Here is a 16,259-nt window from a genome sequence, read left to right on the forward strand (position 1 = left end):
GAAACGCCGACCCGACAGAGGGAGGGAAAAATGACGAGGACCCGCACGCCGGGCATCAGCCGCCGTTCAACGCTGGCGCTGATGGGTGCCGGTGCGATGAGTGTTGCCGCGCCTTGGGTGGCGCGTGCGCAAGCCAAGACCATCAAGATCGGTATGCCGACGATCCTGTCGGGCCGCGTGGCCCAGCTCGGCACGTCCTCGCGCAATGCGGTGATGCTCGAGGTCGAGAAGGTCAACGTCGCCGGCGGCCTGGCCGGCCGGCAGATCGAGATGGTGATCCGCGATTCCAAGGGCCAGCCGCAGGAAGCCGCTCGCGTCGCGCGCGAGCTCGTGAATACCGATGGCTGTGAGCTGCTGATCGACGCCGAAGCCTCGTCTGGCGCCTTCGCGGTGCATGAGGTTGCACGCGATCTCGGCGTGTTCTGCATCCACACCAATTCGGAAACTTCGTCGCTGACTGCGGACCCGAAGCAGCACATTCCCAATGCCTTCCGCACTGCGCGACAGGGCGTGCACGATTCCATCATCGGCGGCAGCTATGCCGCGGCGATCGCCAAGACCAAGGGTCTGAAGAAATGGGCGACCTGCTCGCCCGATTATGCTTATGGCCGCGACACAACGGCGGAGTTCACGCTGTACCTGAAGCGCTTCGCGCCCGAAGTCGAGATCATCAGCGAGTCCTGGCCCAAGCTGTTCCAGCCCGACTACACCGAGGTGGTGACGAAGATCCTTCAGGCCAAACCCCAGGCGCTTTATTCCTGCCTGTGGGGCGGCGATCTCACCTCCTATATCGATCAGGCCAACATCTACGCGATGTTCGGCCAGATGGAGGTGTTCGCGGTCAACATGGCCGACTACACCGCGCTCACTGTCGTGAAGAACCTGCCCAAGGGCATCCACTCCGGCAACCGCTACATCAAGACCTTCCCGACCACGCCGGAGAATGCCGCCTGGGGCGACGCCTACAAGGCGAAGTACAACGAATATCCGACCAACTGGTCGTGGGAGAACGCCACCGCCATCATGCTGATGGCGGAAGCCGCGAAGAAGGCGAACTCCGCCGACGGCAAGAAGATCGCGGAGGCGTTGAAGGGCCTCACCATCAAGTGCCCGTTCGGTGCCGACGGCACCGTGACGATGCGCGGCGACGACCACACCCTGGTCGGCTACGCCATCGGCTGGGGCACCACGATCCCGCAGGAGCCGTATGTGCCGGAGGTCAAGGCCGGCGACTGGAAGACGATCTTCGAGCTGGAGGCCGAGTGGAAGAAGAGCAAGGGCTACACCTGATCTGATGTGCGGCGGAGACGGGTGACCGTCTTCGCCGTTTCGTTTGAGTTTTCGCGCCGTGTCAGGCGCCCGATAATGAAAGTGCTCTCGTGGATCTCGACGCGCTTGCCGGCTGCCTCTCCAGTTCCGCCTGCCTGGTGACGCAAACCACCAGCGGCCTCATCATCGGCATGCTGCTGTTCCTGGTCGCGGTTGGGCTGACGCTGATCTTCGGCGTGCTCAAGGTGGTCAATTTCAGCCACGGCGCCTTCTACATGTTTGGCGCTTACTTCGCGATGACCGCCTATCAGCTCACCGGCAGTTTCGCGCTGGCGATGCTGGCGGGCGCGGCCGGCACGGCCATTCTCGGCCTGATCTTCGAGCGCGTCTTCATGAGCCGCGTCTATGGCGCGGACGTCTTGATGCAGCTCCTCGTCTGCTACGCCTTCGTGCTGATTTTCGACGATGTCGTGCGCCTGATCTGGGGGCCCGAATTCAAGTCGATGGGCATGCCGTCCGCGTTCCAGGTGATGCCGCTGTTCATCGCCGGCGGCGTGGTACCGCCTTATTACCTGCTGCTGATCGGTGTCGCGCTGGTTGCAGCGATCGTGCTCGGCATCGGGCTGTCGCGCAGCCGGATCGGCAAGGTGATCCGCGCCGCCGCGCAGAATCCCGGCATGGTGTCCGCGCTCGGCATCGACACCGGCCTGATCTATGGCGGCGTGTTCGCGCTCGGCGGCATGCTGGCGGGGCTCGCGGGTGCGCTCGCCGCACCGGTGCGCTCGCTGACGCCCGGCATGGGATTTTCGGTGCTGATCGAATCCTTCATCGTCACCGTGATCGGCGGCATGGGCTCGATCCTGGGTGCCCTGATCGGCGCGCTGCTGCTCGGCCTGATCCGCTCGTTCGGCTCGCTCGGCTTTCCCCTGTTCACGGAAGGCTTGATGTATCTGTTCATGGTGATCGTTCTGGTCTCGAAACCCACCGGCCTGTTCGGCAAGGAGGCGGCATGACCGAGCTGGAGGCCGGACGTGCGCAAGGGCTGGCACCCGTGCGCGGTGGCTCGGTGCTGCAACGTTATCGCGACGTCCTGATCGCGCTGGTCGCCTTTGCCGTGCTGGCGAGCTTGCCGCTATTGACGGGCAGCAAGGCGCTGCTCGATTTCGTCATCCGCTGCTCCGCCTACGGGCTGTTCGCGACCTCACTCAACCTACTGGTCGGCTACACCGGCCTGACCTCGTTCGGCCATGGCATGTTCTTCGGCCTTGGCGCCTACAGTTTCGGCCTGATCATGCAGAAGCTCGGCGTGCCCGTTCCGGTCGCCTTCGTGGCGACGCTGGCGATCACGGCGCTCGTCGCGGCCGTCATCGGCGCGATCTGCGTGCGGCTCAAGGAGATCTATTTCGCCTTCGTCACGCTCGCCTTCCAGATGCTGATCCACTCGACCATCCTGTCCTGGGCTTCCTTCACCGGCGGCGACCAAGGCCTGCGCGGCGGCATTCCGCGACCGGTCTTTCTAGGCATTGATCTCGCCAACCACGTCCATCTCTACATCGCCAGTTGCGCGCTGTTGATCCTCGGCCTGCTCGCGATGCGCCAGATCGCGCAATCGCCGTTCGGCTACACGTTGCGGATGATCCGCGACAATGCCGCGCGCGCGAGCTTTCTCGGCATCGACGTCTGGCGCGCCAAGCTCACCGTGTTCGTGCTGGCAGCGCTGTTCGCGGCGATGGGCGGCATGGTAATGGCGCTGTTCGTTTCCGGCGCCTATCCGGAATTCGCCTATTGGACCATCTCGGGTGAAGGCATCTTCATCAACATGCTCGGCGGTGTCTCAACCTTCCTCGGGCCGATGGTCGGCACCGTGCTCTTGCTGCTGCTCAACGACACCGTGACGCGGTTCACCGAGTACCATGGCATCGTGCTCGGCGTTGTCATCCTGTTCTTCGCGCTGGGCCTGCGCAAAGGCTTGCTGGATTTCGTCGCGGAATGGTTTTCGCAGCGGCGCGACGCAGGCGAGGGCCGCTAGCGATGCTGGAGATCCGCAACCTCGCAAAGTCCTTTGGCGGCGTGAAGGCAACCAACGACGTCTCGTTGGATTTCCCCGACGGCTCGCTCACCGCGGTGATCGGTCCGAACGGCGCCGGCAAGAGCACCTTCTTCAATTTGATCACCGGCGCGTTGAAGCCTGACACCGGCCAGGTGCTGCTCGACGGAGTCGATCTCGCCGGCCGCTCGCCGCCGGAGATCGTCCGGCACGGCATCGGCCGCGCCTTCCAGGTTGCGAGCATCTTCAAATCGCTGACGGTGCAGGAAACAATGCTCGCTGCGGTCAGTGCCGACCAGCGCAGCTCGGCGGTGCTGCACAAGCGCTTTCCGTTGCCAGAGACACGCGACCGCGCCGAGCACGTGATGGAGCTGCTCGGCCTTGCGGGCAAACGCCATCGCACAGCCGCGACACTGTCGCACGGCGATCAGAAGCTGCTCGATATTGCCCTTGCGCTGGTGCTCGAACCAAAAGTGCTGCTGCTGGACGAGCCGACCGCCGGCATGGGGCCGGAAGAGCGCTGGCGCATGATCGACAAGGTGCGCGAGCTCTGGGAGACCCAGAAGATCACCGTCGTCTTCATCGAGCACGACATGGACATCGTGTTCAAGATCGCGCCCAAAATCGTCGTGCTCTGCTATGGCCGCATTCTTGCGACCGGCACGCCCGGGGAGATCCGCAACAACAGTGCCGTGATCGAGGCCTATCTTGGCACCGAGCATGCGGGAGCGACCGCATGAGTTCTGTCGTCATCGAAGTCGTCGATCTCGACGTCTATTACGGCACCAGCCAGATCCTGTTCGGCGTCGGCCTCTCGGTGCGGCAGGGCGAGACCATGGCGCTGCTGGGCCGCAACGGCGCCGGCAAGTCCACGACCATGAAGGCGATCATGGGGCTGGCGCCGCCGCGGCGCGGCAGGGTGAGCCTCCGCGGCTCGGTGATCTCCGGCTGGAAGCCGCACCATATCGCGCGTGCCGGCCTCGGCTTCGTGCCGGAGGACCGCCAGATCTTTCCGGAGCATACCGTCGAGGACAATCTCGTGATCGGAAAGAAGAAGGGGCCGGAGGGCCAGGACGAATGGCCGATCAGGCGCATCTATGAGGTCTTCCCGCTGCTGGAGCCGCTGCGCCATCGCATTGCCGGGCGTCTTTCAGGCGGCGAGCAGCAGATGCTGGCCATCGCGCGCACGCTGATGGGCAATCCGGCGCTGTTGCTGCTGGACGAGCCGAGCGAGGGGCTCGCGCCAATCATCGTGCAGCGGATCGGCGAGCTGTTGCGGCAGCTTCGAAGCATCGGATCGACCGTGCTGATCGCCGAGCAGAACATGCATTTCTGCCTGGGGCTCGCGAGCCACGCCACGATCATCGACAAGGGCCAGATCGTCTACGCCGCCGGAATCGACGAGCTGAAAGCCAATGAGGCGATCCGCCGGCGTTATCTGGCCCTTTGAGCCCGGCGGGCGGTGCCCGAATAGGCCCGAAGAAGAAAACGGTTGTCCGGGGTCATTCCGGCGGAAGGAGTTTCCCCGCGGGGGACCAAAAAAGCCAATCGCTTCCATTGCTGTTTGGGGTCGAAAAGACGACATTTCAGCCACGAATTGATGGATTGGCCTGCTATGGAACGCACTGGATTTGAGCCCTTCGGCGAGCAATTGGTGTCCGCAACGGATGCCCAGCCGAAGTCGCGCGCGTCAAAGCTCCTGTTGCGGGTCGGCACCGGCCTGTTCTGGTCGCTCGTGGCCGGAATTGTGCTCGCGCGTGCAGCGTTCTTCGAACCCGGCGTCTACGACGGGTTCAGCCGTGTGGCCTCGCTCGCCAAGAGCCTGATCTTCTGAGGCCGTTTATTCCGGGTTGAGGACAGAACTTCCCTCGGCCCTGATATGTCGAAAACTTATTCCCCATTGAGCTGGCGCTGCGTATAAATCTTTCTCCCCTGGGAGAGATTTGTGTCGCAGAATCAAGCATCCAGCCCGGCCGATGCCAAGCCGGCCACCGCCGCGAGCCGTATTTTCGCGCTGATTCCAGGCATCCTCCTCTGTATCGCCGTCGCCGGTGTCTCGGCCCTGCTAGAAAGGGCTGAGCTCGGGGTGTTCGAGCATCCCTATGTCGAGGCGCTGGTGATGGCGATCCTGCTCGGGATGGCCCTGCGCAGCTTCTGGAAACCCGCGCCGCGCTGGCAGGCCGGCATCGCCTTCAGCGCAAAACAGCTGCTCGAAGTCGCGGTCATGCTGCTGGGCGCCTCGATCAGCTTCGCCGCCATCGCGGCTTCCGGCGTCGCGCTGCTGGCGTCGATCGCAGCCGTCGTGGTGATTGCACTCTGCGTGTCCTTTGGCATTAGCCGGATGATGGGCCTGTCGACGCGGCTGTCGATCCTGATCGCCTGCGGCAACTCGATCTGCGGCAATTCGGCGATCGCCGCCGTGGCGCCGATTATCGGCGCCAACAATGACGAGATCGCATCCTCGATCTCCTTCACCGCGATCCTTGGCGTGATGATGGTGCTCGGCCTGCCGCTGCTGATTCCGCTGTTGCAATTGTCTGCCACGCAATACGGCATCCTCGCCGGCCTCACGGTCTATGCGGTGCCGCAGGTGCTGGCCGCGACGGTCCCGGCCGGGCTCGTCTCGACGCAGATCGGCACGCTCGTGAAGCTGATGCGTGTGCTGATGCTCGGGCCGGTCGTCGTCGGCCTGTCGCTGGTTGCCTCGCGCTGGCAGAGCGATGCCAAGAAGACCAGCGTCGGCTTCTTCCGCCTCGTGCCCTGGTTCATCCTCGGCTTTCTGGCGCTGGCGACCTTGCGTTCCCTCGAGATCGTGCCGGGGACGGTGGTTGGGCCGGTGACCAAGATCACGAGTTTTCTCACTGTGGTGTCGATGGCGGCCCTCGGACTCGGCGTCGACGTGCGCGTGCTCGCCAATGTCGGCGGGCGGGTGACGGCCGCGGTGACGCTATCGCTGATGCTGCTGCTCGGCATCAGCATCGCACTGGTGCATTGGTTCAAGTGAGGGGCGCGCTCTCTGGACTTCCCCCGCCAGACGTTTATTGGTCTTCGCCAATATGATCGGCTGCGGCTGATCCGAGAAACAGTGAGGGCGCGGCCATGACGATATTGACGGTGAAAGACCTTCTCCCCGAGGACGGAACACGCGGCACACTCGCCGGCCGCGTCTGGCTGCCGCAGGCGAACGGTCCGGCCGTGGTCGCCGTCCGTGGCGATGGCGTGTTCGACGTCACCGCAAGATTTCCGACCATCAGCGCGCTCTGCGAAGAGGACAACCCAGCCAAGGCGCTGAGCCTGACCAAGGGCGAGCGCATCGGCGATCTCGACGCCATCGTGGCCAACACGGCGCCGGACCAGCGCGATCGCCAAAAGCCGTGGCTGCTTGCGCCCGTGGACCTGCAGACGCTGAAAGCTGCTGGCGTGACTTTCGCCATCTCGATGCTGGAGCGCGTGATTGAGGAGCGGGCGAAGGGCAATCCGGCCTCTGCCGAAGCGATCCGCAAGGAGGTGACGCGGCTGATCGGCGACGATTTGTCAAAGCTCAAGCCGGGCTCCGACCAGGCGATGCATCTGAAGCAGGTGCTGATCGATCAGAACGCCTGGAGCCAATATCTCGAGGTTGGCATCGGTCCCGATGCCGAAGTCTTCACCAAGGCGCCGACCATGTCCTCGGTCGGCACCGGCATGGATGCCGGCCTGCATCCGAAATCGACCTGGAACAACCCGGAGCCGGAGCTCGTGCTGTTCGTGTCGAGCCGCGGCAAGATCGTCGGCGGCGCACTCGGCAACGACGTGAATCTGCGCGACTTCGAAGGACGCTCCGCGCTGCTGCTGTCGAAGGCCAAGGACAACAACGCCTCCTGCGCGATCGGACCGCTGCTGCGCCTGTTCGACGACAGCTTTACGCTCGACGATGCGCGCAAGCTCGACATCAGCCTGAACGTGAAGGGAGCGGACGGCTTCATTCTCGACGGCCATTCCTCGATCAGCAAGATCAGCCGTGATCCGACCGATCTGGTCGAGCAGACCATCGGCAAGGTGCATCAATACCCTGATGGCTTCGTGCTGTTCCTCGGCACGATGTTCGCGCCGGTCAAGGATCGCGATGCGCCGGGGCAGGGCTTCACCCACAAGCGCGACGACATCGTCACGATCGCAGCGCCGCAACTCGGCAATCTCGTCAACCGGATGCGCACCAGCGACGAGTGCGAGCCCTGGACCTTCGGCATTGGTGCGCTGATGAAGAACCTGGCGCAGCGGAAGCTGATTTAGCGCTTCACGTCTCGCAGCTGACCTCCCAAGCGAACGTCTATGGGGCCGTCATGCCCGGGCTTGTCCCGGGCATCGACGTTCTTCGTCATGCGAGATGAGGCGTGGATGGCCGGGGACAAGCCCGGCCATGACGGTGTCCGCGGCTGGATCCAACCACAAGCTTCCTTCATCTTCCCGTTGCATCGGTGGAACAAAATCGCGCTTGGCGTGTCTTAGAACCGCTTGCCGCCGCTCGGGCGCGTTTTACTTCAAATAGTCAAATAATATGACTAGTCGGAACCCTTCTTCCGTGAAATAGTCCCTCCCGCCGCCTCAAAGGCCGGCCTGCGGGTGCCATGCTACCAATCGGCGCCCCGGATAACGTCTTGGGAGACTCGCCTGATGATCCTCAAAGCCCTCTTTGCGGCCAGCGCCACGGCCGCCTTGTTGCTCGCGCTGCCGGCGAATGCCGCCGAGCTCACCATCGGCTTCTCGCAGATCGGATCGGAATCCGGCTGGCGCGCCGCCGAGACGTCGGTCTCCAAGCAGGAGGCCGCCAAGCGCAAAGTCAATCTCAAGATCGCCGACGCGCAGCAGAAGCAGGAGAACCAGATCAAGGCGATCCGCTCCTTCATCGCGCAGAACGTCGATGCGATCTTCCTCGCGCCCGTGGTCTCGACCGGCTGGGACTCGGTGCTGAAGGAGGCCAAGGAAGCCAAGATCCCGGTCGTGCTGCTCGACCGCGACATCGATCCCTCCGGCAAGGAGCTCTATCTCACCGCCGTAACCTCGGACAGTGTGCATGAGGGCGAGGTCGCCGGCGACTGGCTGGCCAAGACGGTCGGCGCCAAGGCCTGCAACATCGTCGAGCTGCAGGGCACGGTCGGCGCCAGCGTCGCCACCAACCGCAAGAAAGGCTTCGACACCGCCATCGCCAAGCACGCGAACCTGAAGGTGGTGCGCAGCCAGACCGGCGACTTCACCCGCGCCAAGGGCAAGGAGGTAATGGAAAGCTTCATCAAGGCCGAAGGCGGCGGCAAGAACATCTGCGCGGTCTACGCCCACAACGACGACATGATGGTGGGCGCGATTCAGGCGATGAAGGAAGCCGGCCTCAAGCCTGGCAAGGACATCCTCACCGTTTCGATCGACGCGGTCCCCGATATCTTCAAGGCGATGGTTGCCGGCGAAGCGAACGCCACGGTGGAGCTGACGCCGAACATGGCGGGCCCGGCGCTCGATGCCGTCGCAGCCTTCAAGGGCAAGGGCACGGTTCCGCCGAAGTGGATCCAGACCGAGTCCAAGCTCTATACCGCCGCCGACGATCCGCAGAAGATCTACGACAGCAAGAAGGGCCTCGGTTACTGAGGGGGGGGCTCCGCGCCGGACCGCCTCCAGTGGTCCGGCGATCCCCCTTCGAAACCGCTGCACGAACGGCTAGGCTGGGTGTCCGCTTCAATGGCGGGCACCCGTGGGAGTGAATTTGCCATGCAGAACAGCCCCGATCCTGCTCTGCCCCTTCTTGAGGTGCGCGGGATCAGCAAAAGCTTTGGCGCTGTGCGCGCGCTGCAGGAGGTCGACTTCACGCTGCGCGCCGGCGAGATCCATGCGCTGCTCGGCGAGAACGGCGCCGGCAAGTCCACGCTGATCAAGGTCGTCACCGGCGTGTTCCCGCGTGATGCCGGCATTGTCAGGATCGGCGGTGAAGAGGTCGCGCCGCGCTCGGCCAAGGCAGCGCTGGCAGCGGGCATTGCCACCGTCTACCAGGAAGTCAACCTGCTGCCGAACCTGTCCGTGGCGCAGAACCTGTTCCTCGATCGCCAGCCGATGCGCTTCGGCATCGTGCGCGAGGGCGAGATGCGCCGCCGCGCCAAGGCGCTGCTTGCGGAGTTTGGCCTCGACATCGACGTTGCCGCGCCGCTCAGCAGCTATTCGGTGGCTGTGCAGCACGTCACCGCGATCGCCCGCGCCGTCGATCTCTCCGCGCGCGTGCTGATCCTGGACGAGCCCACCGCGAGCCTCGACCGCCACGAAGTCGAGATCCTGTTCGGCATCATGCGGCAGCTCGCGAAGCGCGGTATCGGCATCGTCTTCGTCAGCCACTTCCTCGACCAGGTCTACGAGATCTCCGATCGCATCACGGTGCTGCGTAACGGCCGCCTCGTTGGGGAGCGCGAGATCGCCTCGCTGCCCCGGCTCGAGCTGATCCGGCTGATGCTCGGCCGCGAATTGGCCGAAACCACCAGCGCGCGCGCATCAGTGGGCGAGCACAAGGTGCGCGAGGTCTGCGCGAGTTTCGAGAATTACGGCAAGGCCGGCTATGTCGCGCCGTTCAATCTCGAGCTGCGCCATGGCGAGGTCGTCGGTCTCGCCGGCCTGCTCGGCTCGGGCCGGACCGAGACGGCGCGGCTGGTGTTCGGCGCCGAGCGCGCCGATGGCGGGAAGGCGAGGGTGGAGGGTGCGCCGGTGCGGCTGCAGTCGCCCCGCGACGGCGTCCGCCACGGCTTTGGCTATTGCCCGGAGGAGCGCAAGACCGACGGCATCGTCGCCGAGCTCACCGTGCGCGAGAACATCGTGCTCGCGCTCCAGGCCAAGCGCGGCCTGCATCGGCCGCTGTCGCGCCGCGAGCAGGACGAGCTCGCGCGCCGCTACGTCAAGATGCTCGACATCCGCCCGCCCGATCCGGAGCGCCCCGTGGGCCTGCTCTCCGGCGGCAACCAGCAAAAGGTGTTGCTGGCGCGTTGGCTCGCGACCTCGCCGCGGCTTCTCGTGCTGGACGAGCCGACCCGCGGCATCGATGTCGGCGCGCATGCCGAAATCATCCGCCTGATCCGCGAGCTCTGCGACGACGGGCTTTCGCTGCTCGTGATCTCCTCCGAGCTCGACGAGATCGTGACCTATTCGGACCGCGTCGTGGTGCTGCGCGACCGCGCCCATATCGAGGAGCTCGCGGGCGAGGCGATCGACGTCGGCAACATTCTCGCCGCCATTGCCGCCGATAGCGTCGCTGTTGCGCTTGAGGCCCACACATGACAGCGCTGCTGCCGCGCCGCGGCCTTGCCCAGATCCTGGCGCTGATCGTCATCCTCGCGGTCGATCGCGTGGTGTCGCCGCAATTCTTCGACCTGCGCCTGCAGGACGGCCGGCTGTTCGGCAGCCTGATCGACGTGCTCAACCGCGGCACGCCGGTGGCGCTGCTCTCGCTCGGCATGGTGCTGGTGATCGCGACGCGTGGCATCGATCTCTCGGTCGGCGCCGTCATGGCGATCTGCGGCGCGATCGCAGCGAGCCTCGCCGACACTCACAGTCTGGCCGTCGTGCTGGCGGCAGCACTCGGCGCGGGCTTGATTTGCGGCCTGTGGAACGGCTTCCTCGTCGCGGTGCTCGGCATGCAGCCGATCGTGGCGACGTTGATTTTGATGGTGGCGGGACGCGGCATCGCCCAGCTCATCACCGAGGGACGCATCGTGACGTTCTCCTCGCCGGATCTGGTCTGGCTCGGAAATGGCTCGGTGCTCGGACTGCCGGTGCCGGTGGTGATTGCCTTGGGCATGCTCATCCTGACCGGCGCGGTGGTGCGGGGCTCCGCGCTCGGGCTGCTGATCGAGGCGACCGGCGGCAACGCACGGGCGAGCGAGCTTGCCGGCGTCGGCACCCGTGCGATGATCCTGTCGGTCTATGTCTGGTGCGGCGTCTGCGCCGCGCTGGCCGGCGTGATCGCGGCGGCCGACATCATGGGGGCGGACGCAAACAATGCCGGCCTCTGGCTCGAGCTCGATGCGATCCTGGCCGTGGTGATCGGCGGCACTTCGTTGTTCGGCGGCCGCTTCAGCCTCGTGCTGGCCGTCCTCGGCGCGCTGATCATCCAGACCATGAACACCGGCATCCTTTTGTCCGGCTATCCGCCGGAGTTCAACCTGCTGGTCAAGGCGGTGGTGGTGCTCACGGTGCTGTTGCTGCAATCGCCCAAGTTGACCGGATTTGCCGGCATCGCCGCGCGGCTGCGGAGGACGAAAGCATGAGAGGTCTGCCGCCTGCCCTCATCACGGCGATCGTGCTGGTCGCGGGCTTCGCCGCCTGCGCGGTGCAGTTTCCCAACATCGCATCGACCCGCGTCGTCGGCAATCTGCTCACCGACAACGCTTTCCTCGGCATCGCCGCGGCCGGCATGACCTTCGTCATCATCTCCGGCGGCATCGATCTCTCGGTCGGCTCGGTGATCGGCTTCACCACCGTCTTTGTTGCGCTCGCGATCGAGCGCTGGGGCATGCCGCCGCTGGTTGCTTTCGTCGCCGTCCTCGCACTCTCGGCGGCCTTCGGTGCGGCGATGGGCGCGGTGATCCATGTCTTTGATTTGCCACCCTTCATCGTGACGCTCGCCGGCATGTTCCTGGCGCGCGGCGCGAGCTTTCTGCTCTCCACCGAATCCATACCGATCACCGCGCCGATCTATTCCACCGTGTCGGACTTCGCCTTGCGATTGCCGGGTGGCGGGCGGTTGACGGCGATTGCGATCATCATGCTCGCGATCGTGATCGGCGGAGCCTTGCTGCTGCATCTCACCCGGTTCGGCGCCAATGTCTATGCGCTCGGCGGCGGCCGGACGACAGCGAGCCTGATGGGCGTTGCGGTCGGCAAGATGACGGTGAAGATCTACATGCTGTCGAGCCTGCTCGCAGGCATCGCCGGCATCGTCTTCTCGTTCTACACCAGCGCTGGCTATTCGCTTTCCGCCGTCGGCGTCGAGCTCGACACCATCGCGGCCGTCGTGATCGGCGGCACGCTGCTCACGGGCGGGCAGGGCTCGGTGATCGGTACTTTCCTCGGCGTGCTGATCCAGGGGCTGATCCAGACCTACATCAATTTCGACGGCACGCTGTCGAGCTGGTGGACCAAGATCGCGACCGGCATCTTGCTGTTCGCCTTCATTGCCTTGCAGCAGGGTCTGGTCGCGCTCGCGCGCCGGCCGCTGGCGAAGAGCGCAGGAGCCGCCACATGACATCGCGCATCGTCGTCATCCCGACGCGGCGGGCTCACTCCAACCATGCGGAGGTCGCCCGCTCGATCGGCGTCGACATCATCGCCGGCCGCTACGCGGAAGGGACGCGCCTGCCTGGTGATGCCGAGATGATCGCGATGTTCGGCGTGTCGCGGCCGGTGCTGCGGGAGAGCGTGAAGACCCTGGTCGCCAAGGGACTGCTGACCACCAAGGCGCGCGTCGGAACCGTCGTGCGCGAACGCGCCGCCTGGAACATGTTCGACGCCGACGTGCTGGCCTGGCATCTGGACGCCGGTATCGACAAGCGTTTCCTCAATGACCTCGCCGAGATCCGTCTCGCGGTCGAGCCGCGCGCGGCCATGCTGGCGGCCAAGCAGCGGTCGGAGGAGGATCTGGCCGAACTTCGGCGCAGCATGGAGCGCATGCGGCTCGAAGCGTCCGATTCGGTCGGCTTTGCCGATGCCGACCTCGCACTTCACGTCGCCGTGGCGCGCGCCTCCGGCAACCTGTTCATGCGCTCGATCGGCCACGTCATCGAGGCCGCGCTTCGCGCCTCGTTCCTGCTGAGCGCGCCGGTCGAATTGGAAGACCGCGACACGGTGTTGCTCTGGCACCAGAAGATCGTCGATGCGATTGCGGCCGGCGATGCGGAGGCCGCCTCTGAGGCGATGATTTTCGTCATTCACAACGGCATGCATCGCCATGAGGGCACGGTCATCGAGACGGCACCGGCCTCCGTGGAATCTGGAGAGGGATCGTGACGGAACTCCGCATCGCCATCGTCGGCTTCGGCAAGATCGCGCGCGACCAGCATGTGGGCGCAATCGCCGCCGTGCCGGGCGCGACGCTGGCGGCGATTGCCAGCCGTAACGCCTCGCTGCCAGAACTGCCGCATTTCGCCACCATCGAGGAGCTGCTGGAGAAAGGGCCGCCGATCGATGCGGTCTCGCTCTGCACGCCGCCGCAGGTGCGTCGCGCGCAGGCTGCCGCGGCGCTCGCCGCCGGCAAGCATGTCATGCTGGAGAAGCCGCCGGGTATCGGTGTCGCCGAGCTCGATCCGCTGATCGCGATGGCGGCGGAGGCAAAGCGAACGCTGTTTGCGACCTGGCATTCACGCCATGCGCCGGCGGTCGAGCCCGCGCGGCAATGGCTCACTGAGCGTCGCATCAAGTCGGTGCACATCAGCTGGAAGGAAGATGTCCGCGTCTGGCATCCCGGGCAGGGCTGGATCTGGGAGCCGGGCGGCCTCGGCGTGTTCGACCCCGGCATCAACGCGCTGTCGATCCTGACCAGGATCCTGCCGAAACCCGTGTTCGTCACCGCGGCTGAGCTGGCGTTTCCCGCCAATTGCCAGGCGCCGATTGCGGCGAACCTGACGCTGACCGACATCGATGGCCTTGCTGTCACCGCCGAGTTCGATTTCCGCCAGACCGGACCGCAGAGCTGGGATATCGTCGTCGAAACCGACCAGGGCCGGATGACTTTGTCCAGCGGTGGCGCGCGGATGGAGGTCGACGGCAAGGTGCTTGCCGAGGCGCCCGATGAGGAATATCGCGGACTCTACCGGCGCTTCGTCGAGCTCGCGGCGACCGGCGCAAGCGACGTCGATCTGACGCCGCTTCGCCTCGTCGCCGACGCGTTCCTGCTCGGCAGGCGCACCGTGGTCGAACCGTTTGTGGATTAGACATGGCCGCATCAAAAATCACAAAAGACATCTTCGGAACACTGCCCGACGGCCGCGAAGTCGAGCGCATCGTGCTGCGCGGCGAGGGCGGCTTCGAGGCGCGGATCATCACCCACGGCGCGGTGATCCAGGCGCTGATTGCGCCGGATGCGAAGGGCGGTCACGACGATGTCGTGCTCGGCCATGATGCGTTCGCCGGCTATCTCGCGGAGCGAAAGTTCCTTGGGGCCACCGTCGGCCGCTATGCCAACCGTATCGCCAACGGACAGTTCTCGCTCGACGGTGAAACGGTACAGCTCCCGGTCAACAACGGCCCGAATGCGCTGCACGGCGGCCTCGACGGTTTTGATCGCAAGCTCTGGCAGATTGCGGAGATCGACGACGGCGCCGCGCCCGGGGTGACGCTCACTTACACAAGTCCGCACGGCGAGGAGAATTATCCCGGCCAGCTCGATGTCCGCCTGACCTATCGCGTCACCGGCCCGACCGAATTGTCGTTGAGCATGGAGGCGCGGACCGACCGTCCCACCATCGTCAACCTCACCAACCACAGCTTCTTCAATCTGGAAGGCGCGACGTCAGGCACGCCCATTCTCGATCACAGGCTGACGGTCGCCGCCGAGCATTTCCTCGCCATCGACCCCACCGCCATTCCGCTGCCTGGACCGCCGCGCGCGGTGGCGGGAACGCCGTTCGACTTCCGCGAGCCTCGGCAAGTTGGCGAGCGTATCCGGCAAGGCGATGAGCAATTGCGCAACGGCAGGGGCTACGACCACACCTACTGCCTTGCGCGCGACGGCAAGCTTGCGCTCGCGGCGCGGCTGGAGGCACCGCGCGCGGGGCGCGTCATGGAGCTGTTCACCGACCAACCCGGCCTGCAAGTCTATTCCGGCAACTATCTCGACGGCACGATTTCGGGGAAGGGCGGCAAGCTGATCCGGCAATCGGATGCCATGTGCCTGGAGCCGCACATCTGGCCTGACGCGCCGAACCGGCCGGATTTCCCGAGCCCGCGCCTCGATCCCGGCGGAGTTTATCGGCATCACACGGTCTATCGCTTCGGTGTGAGGGCGTCATGATGGAACAGGTGCCGACATCAGTTCTCTCGGACGATCCCTGTCATCTCGGCGAGGGCCCGACCTATGACGTGACCACAGACACCGCCTGGTGGTTCGACATTCGCGAGGGACGGCTGTTCGAGGCGCAACTCGACAGCGGCAGCATTCGCGTCCACGCGCTCGGCCGGATGGCGAGCGCGCTCGGGCGCATCGATGCCGAGCGGCAATTGATCGTCGCCGAGGATGGGCTTTACATCCGCAAGGTCGCCGACGGTGCGATGACGCTGTTCCTTCCGCTCGAAGCGGACAAGCCCGCCACGCGCTCCAATGATTGCCGCGTGCACCAGTCCGGCACGTTCTGGATCGGCACCATGGGCAAGAAGGCTGAGCCGAAGGCAGGGGCGATCTATGCGCTGCATCGCGGCAAGATCTCCACGCTGTTTCTCGGCATCAGCATCCCCAATTCGATCTGCTTCTCGCCGGACGGCGCCATTGGCTATTTCACCGACACCGCACGCGCCGTGCTCTACGCAGTCCCGCTCAATCCCGCGACCGGCCTGCCGCGCGGCGAGCCGGAGGTGCTGCTGCGACACACCGGTATCGGCGGCCTCGATGGCTCAGTGTGCGATGCCGACGGAAACATCTGGAATGCCTGCTGGGGCGCGAGCCGGATCGATGTCTATTCTCCGCAAGGCGAGCGTCTGCGCTCGCTGAGCGTGCCGGCAAAGCAGGCAAGCTGCCCGGCTTTCGTCGGCCCCGATCTGTCGCGCCTCCTCGTCACGTCAGCGTGGCAGGATATGGACGCGGCGGCGCGTGCCGCCGATCCGCAAGCCGGTTGCACTTTTCTATTGGAGCCATCCGCGCGCGGTCGCGCGGAGCCCGACGTCAAGCTCGCATAGGAGACCAGAGGCAGTCCACGACGACGACGTTCTCGACGACATCAAGAAACAG

Annotated in this window: 16 protein-coding genes; all 16 read left to right on the forward strand. The window is 65.1% G+C overall.

What is annotated here, in order from left to right; genetic code table 11:
* The first annotated feature begins 30 nt into the window (after positions 1–30).
* The 16 genes from GGD67_RS28380 (at position 31) to GGD67_RS28455 (ending at position 16,207) form a co-directional block, all read left to right on the forward strand.
* Positions 31–1,290, forward strand: coding sequence for an ABC transporter substrate-binding protein (locus GGD67_RS28380; protein WP_179737500.1), 1,260 nt, complete (start codon positions 31–33; stop codon positions 1,288–1,290).
* 89 nt (positions 1,291–1,379) lie between these two features.
* Positions 1,380–2,282, forward strand: a complete 903-nt coding sequence (locus GGD67_RS28385; RefSeq protein WP_179737501.1) for a branched-chain amino acid ABC transporter permease — start codon at positions 1,380–1,382, stop codon at positions 2,280–2,282.
* Positions 2,279–3,298 carry a branched-chain amino acid ABC transporter permease gene (locus GGD67_RS28390; RefSeq protein ID WP_179737502.1) on the forward strand — a complete coding sequence of 340 codons (1,020 nt, stop codon included), beginning with the start codon at positions 2,279–2,281 and terminating at the stop codon, positions 3,296–3,298. Before GGD67_RS28385 ends, GGD67_RS28390 begins: the two co-directional genes overlap by 4 nt.
* Before the next feature lie 2 nt (positions 3,299–3,300).
* Complete coding sequence (locus GGD67_RS28395; protein ID WP_179737503.1) at positions 3,301–4,056, forward strand: ABC transporter ATP-binding protein; 756 nt, start codon at positions 3,301–3,303, stop codon at positions 4,054–4,056.
* On the forward strand, positions 4,053–4,766 hold the full coding sequence (locus GGD67_RS28400) for an ABC transporter ATP-binding protein (protein ID WP_179737504.1): 714 nt from the start codon (positions 4,053–4,055) through the stop codon (positions 4,764–4,766). The genes GGD67_RS28395 and GGD67_RS28400 overlap by 4 nt, the downstream gene beginning before the upstream one ends.
* 165 nt (positions 4,767–4,931) lie before the next feature.
* Positions 4,932–5,150 (forward strand): hypothetical protein, encoded by a 219-nt coding sequence (locus tag GGD67_RS28405; protein ID WP_018315898.1) that lies wholly within the window; start codon positions 4,932–4,934, stop codon positions 5,148–5,150.
* A 111-nt stretch (positions 5,151–5,261) separates the two neighbouring features.
* On the forward strand, positions 5,262–6,320 hold the full coding sequence (locus GGD67_RS28410) for a YeiH family protein (protein ID WP_018315899.1): 1,059 nt from the start codon (positions 5,262–5,264) through the stop codon (positions 6,318–6,320).
* 95 nt (positions 6,321–6,415) lie between these two features.
* A complete protein-coding gene (locus GGD67_RS28415; protein ID WP_179737505.1) occupies positions 6,416–7,588 on the forward strand; it encodes a fumarylacetoacetate hydrolase family protein in 1,173 nt (390 codons plus the stop codon).
* 381 nt (positions 7,589–7,969) lie between these two features.
* A complete protein-coding gene (ytfQ, locus tag GGD67_RS28420; protein WP_018315902.1) occupies positions 7,970–8,935 on the forward strand; it encodes a galactofuranose ABC transporter, galactofuranose-binding protein YtfQ in 966 nt (321 codons plus the stop codon).
* 120 nt (positions 8,936–9,055) lie between these two features.
* On the forward strand, positions 9,056–10,600 hold the full coding sequence (locus GGD67_RS28425; protein ID WP_179737506.1) for a sugar ABC transporter ATP-binding protein: 1,545 nt from the start codon (positions 9,056–9,058) through the stop codon (positions 10,598–10,600).
* Complete coding sequence (locus GGD67_RS28430; RefSeq protein WP_179737507.1) at positions 10,597–11,589, forward strand: ABC transporter permease; 993 nt, start codon at positions 10,597–10,599, stop codon at positions 11,587–11,589. The genes GGD67_RS28425 and GGD67_RS28430 overlap by 4 nt, the downstream gene beginning before the upstream one ends.
* Positions 11,586–12,566 (forward strand): galactofuranose ABC transporter, permease protein YjfF, encoded by a 981-nt coding sequence (yjfF, locus tag GGD67_RS28435; RefSeq protein ID WP_179737508.1) that lies wholly within the window; start codon positions 11,586–11,588, stop codon positions 12,564–12,566. The genes GGD67_RS28430 and yjfF overlap by 4 nt, the downstream gene beginning before the upstream one ends.
* Entirely contained in the window at positions 12,563–13,327 is a 765-nt protein-coding gene (locus GGD67_RS28440; protein ID WP_018315906.1) for a FadR/GntR family transcriptional regulator, read from the forward strand. Before yjfF ends, GGD67_RS28440 begins: the two co-directional genes overlap by 4 nt.
* Positions 13,324–14,250, forward strand: a complete 927-nt coding sequence (locus GGD67_RS28445) for a Gfo/Idh/MocA family protein (protein WP_179737509.1) — start codon at positions 13,324–13,326, stop codon at positions 14,248–14,250. Before GGD67_RS28440 ends, GGD67_RS28445 begins: the two co-directional genes overlap by 4 nt.
* 2 nt (positions 14,251–14,252) lie before the next feature.
* Positions 14,253–15,329, forward strand: a complete 1,077-nt coding sequence (locus GGD67_RS28450) for an aldose epimerase family protein (RefSeq protein WP_179737511.1) — start codon at positions 14,253–14,255, stop codon at positions 15,327–15,329.
* Positions 15,329–16,207 (forward strand): SMP-30/gluconolactonase/LRE family protein, encoded by an 879-nt coding sequence (locus tag GGD67_RS28455; protein WP_179737551.1) that lies wholly within the window; start codon positions 15,329–15,331, stop codon positions 16,205–16,207. The genes GGD67_RS28450 and GGD67_RS28455 overlap by 1 nt, the downstream gene beginning before the upstream one ends.
* Positions 16,208–16,259 lie beyond the last annotated feature (52 nt).

This window comes from Bradyrhizobium sp. IAR9 (genome assembly GCF_013408065.1).
Taxonomy (GTDB): domain Bacteria; phylum Pseudomonadota; class Alphaproteobacteria; order Rhizobiales; family Xanthobacteraceae; genus Bradyrhizobium.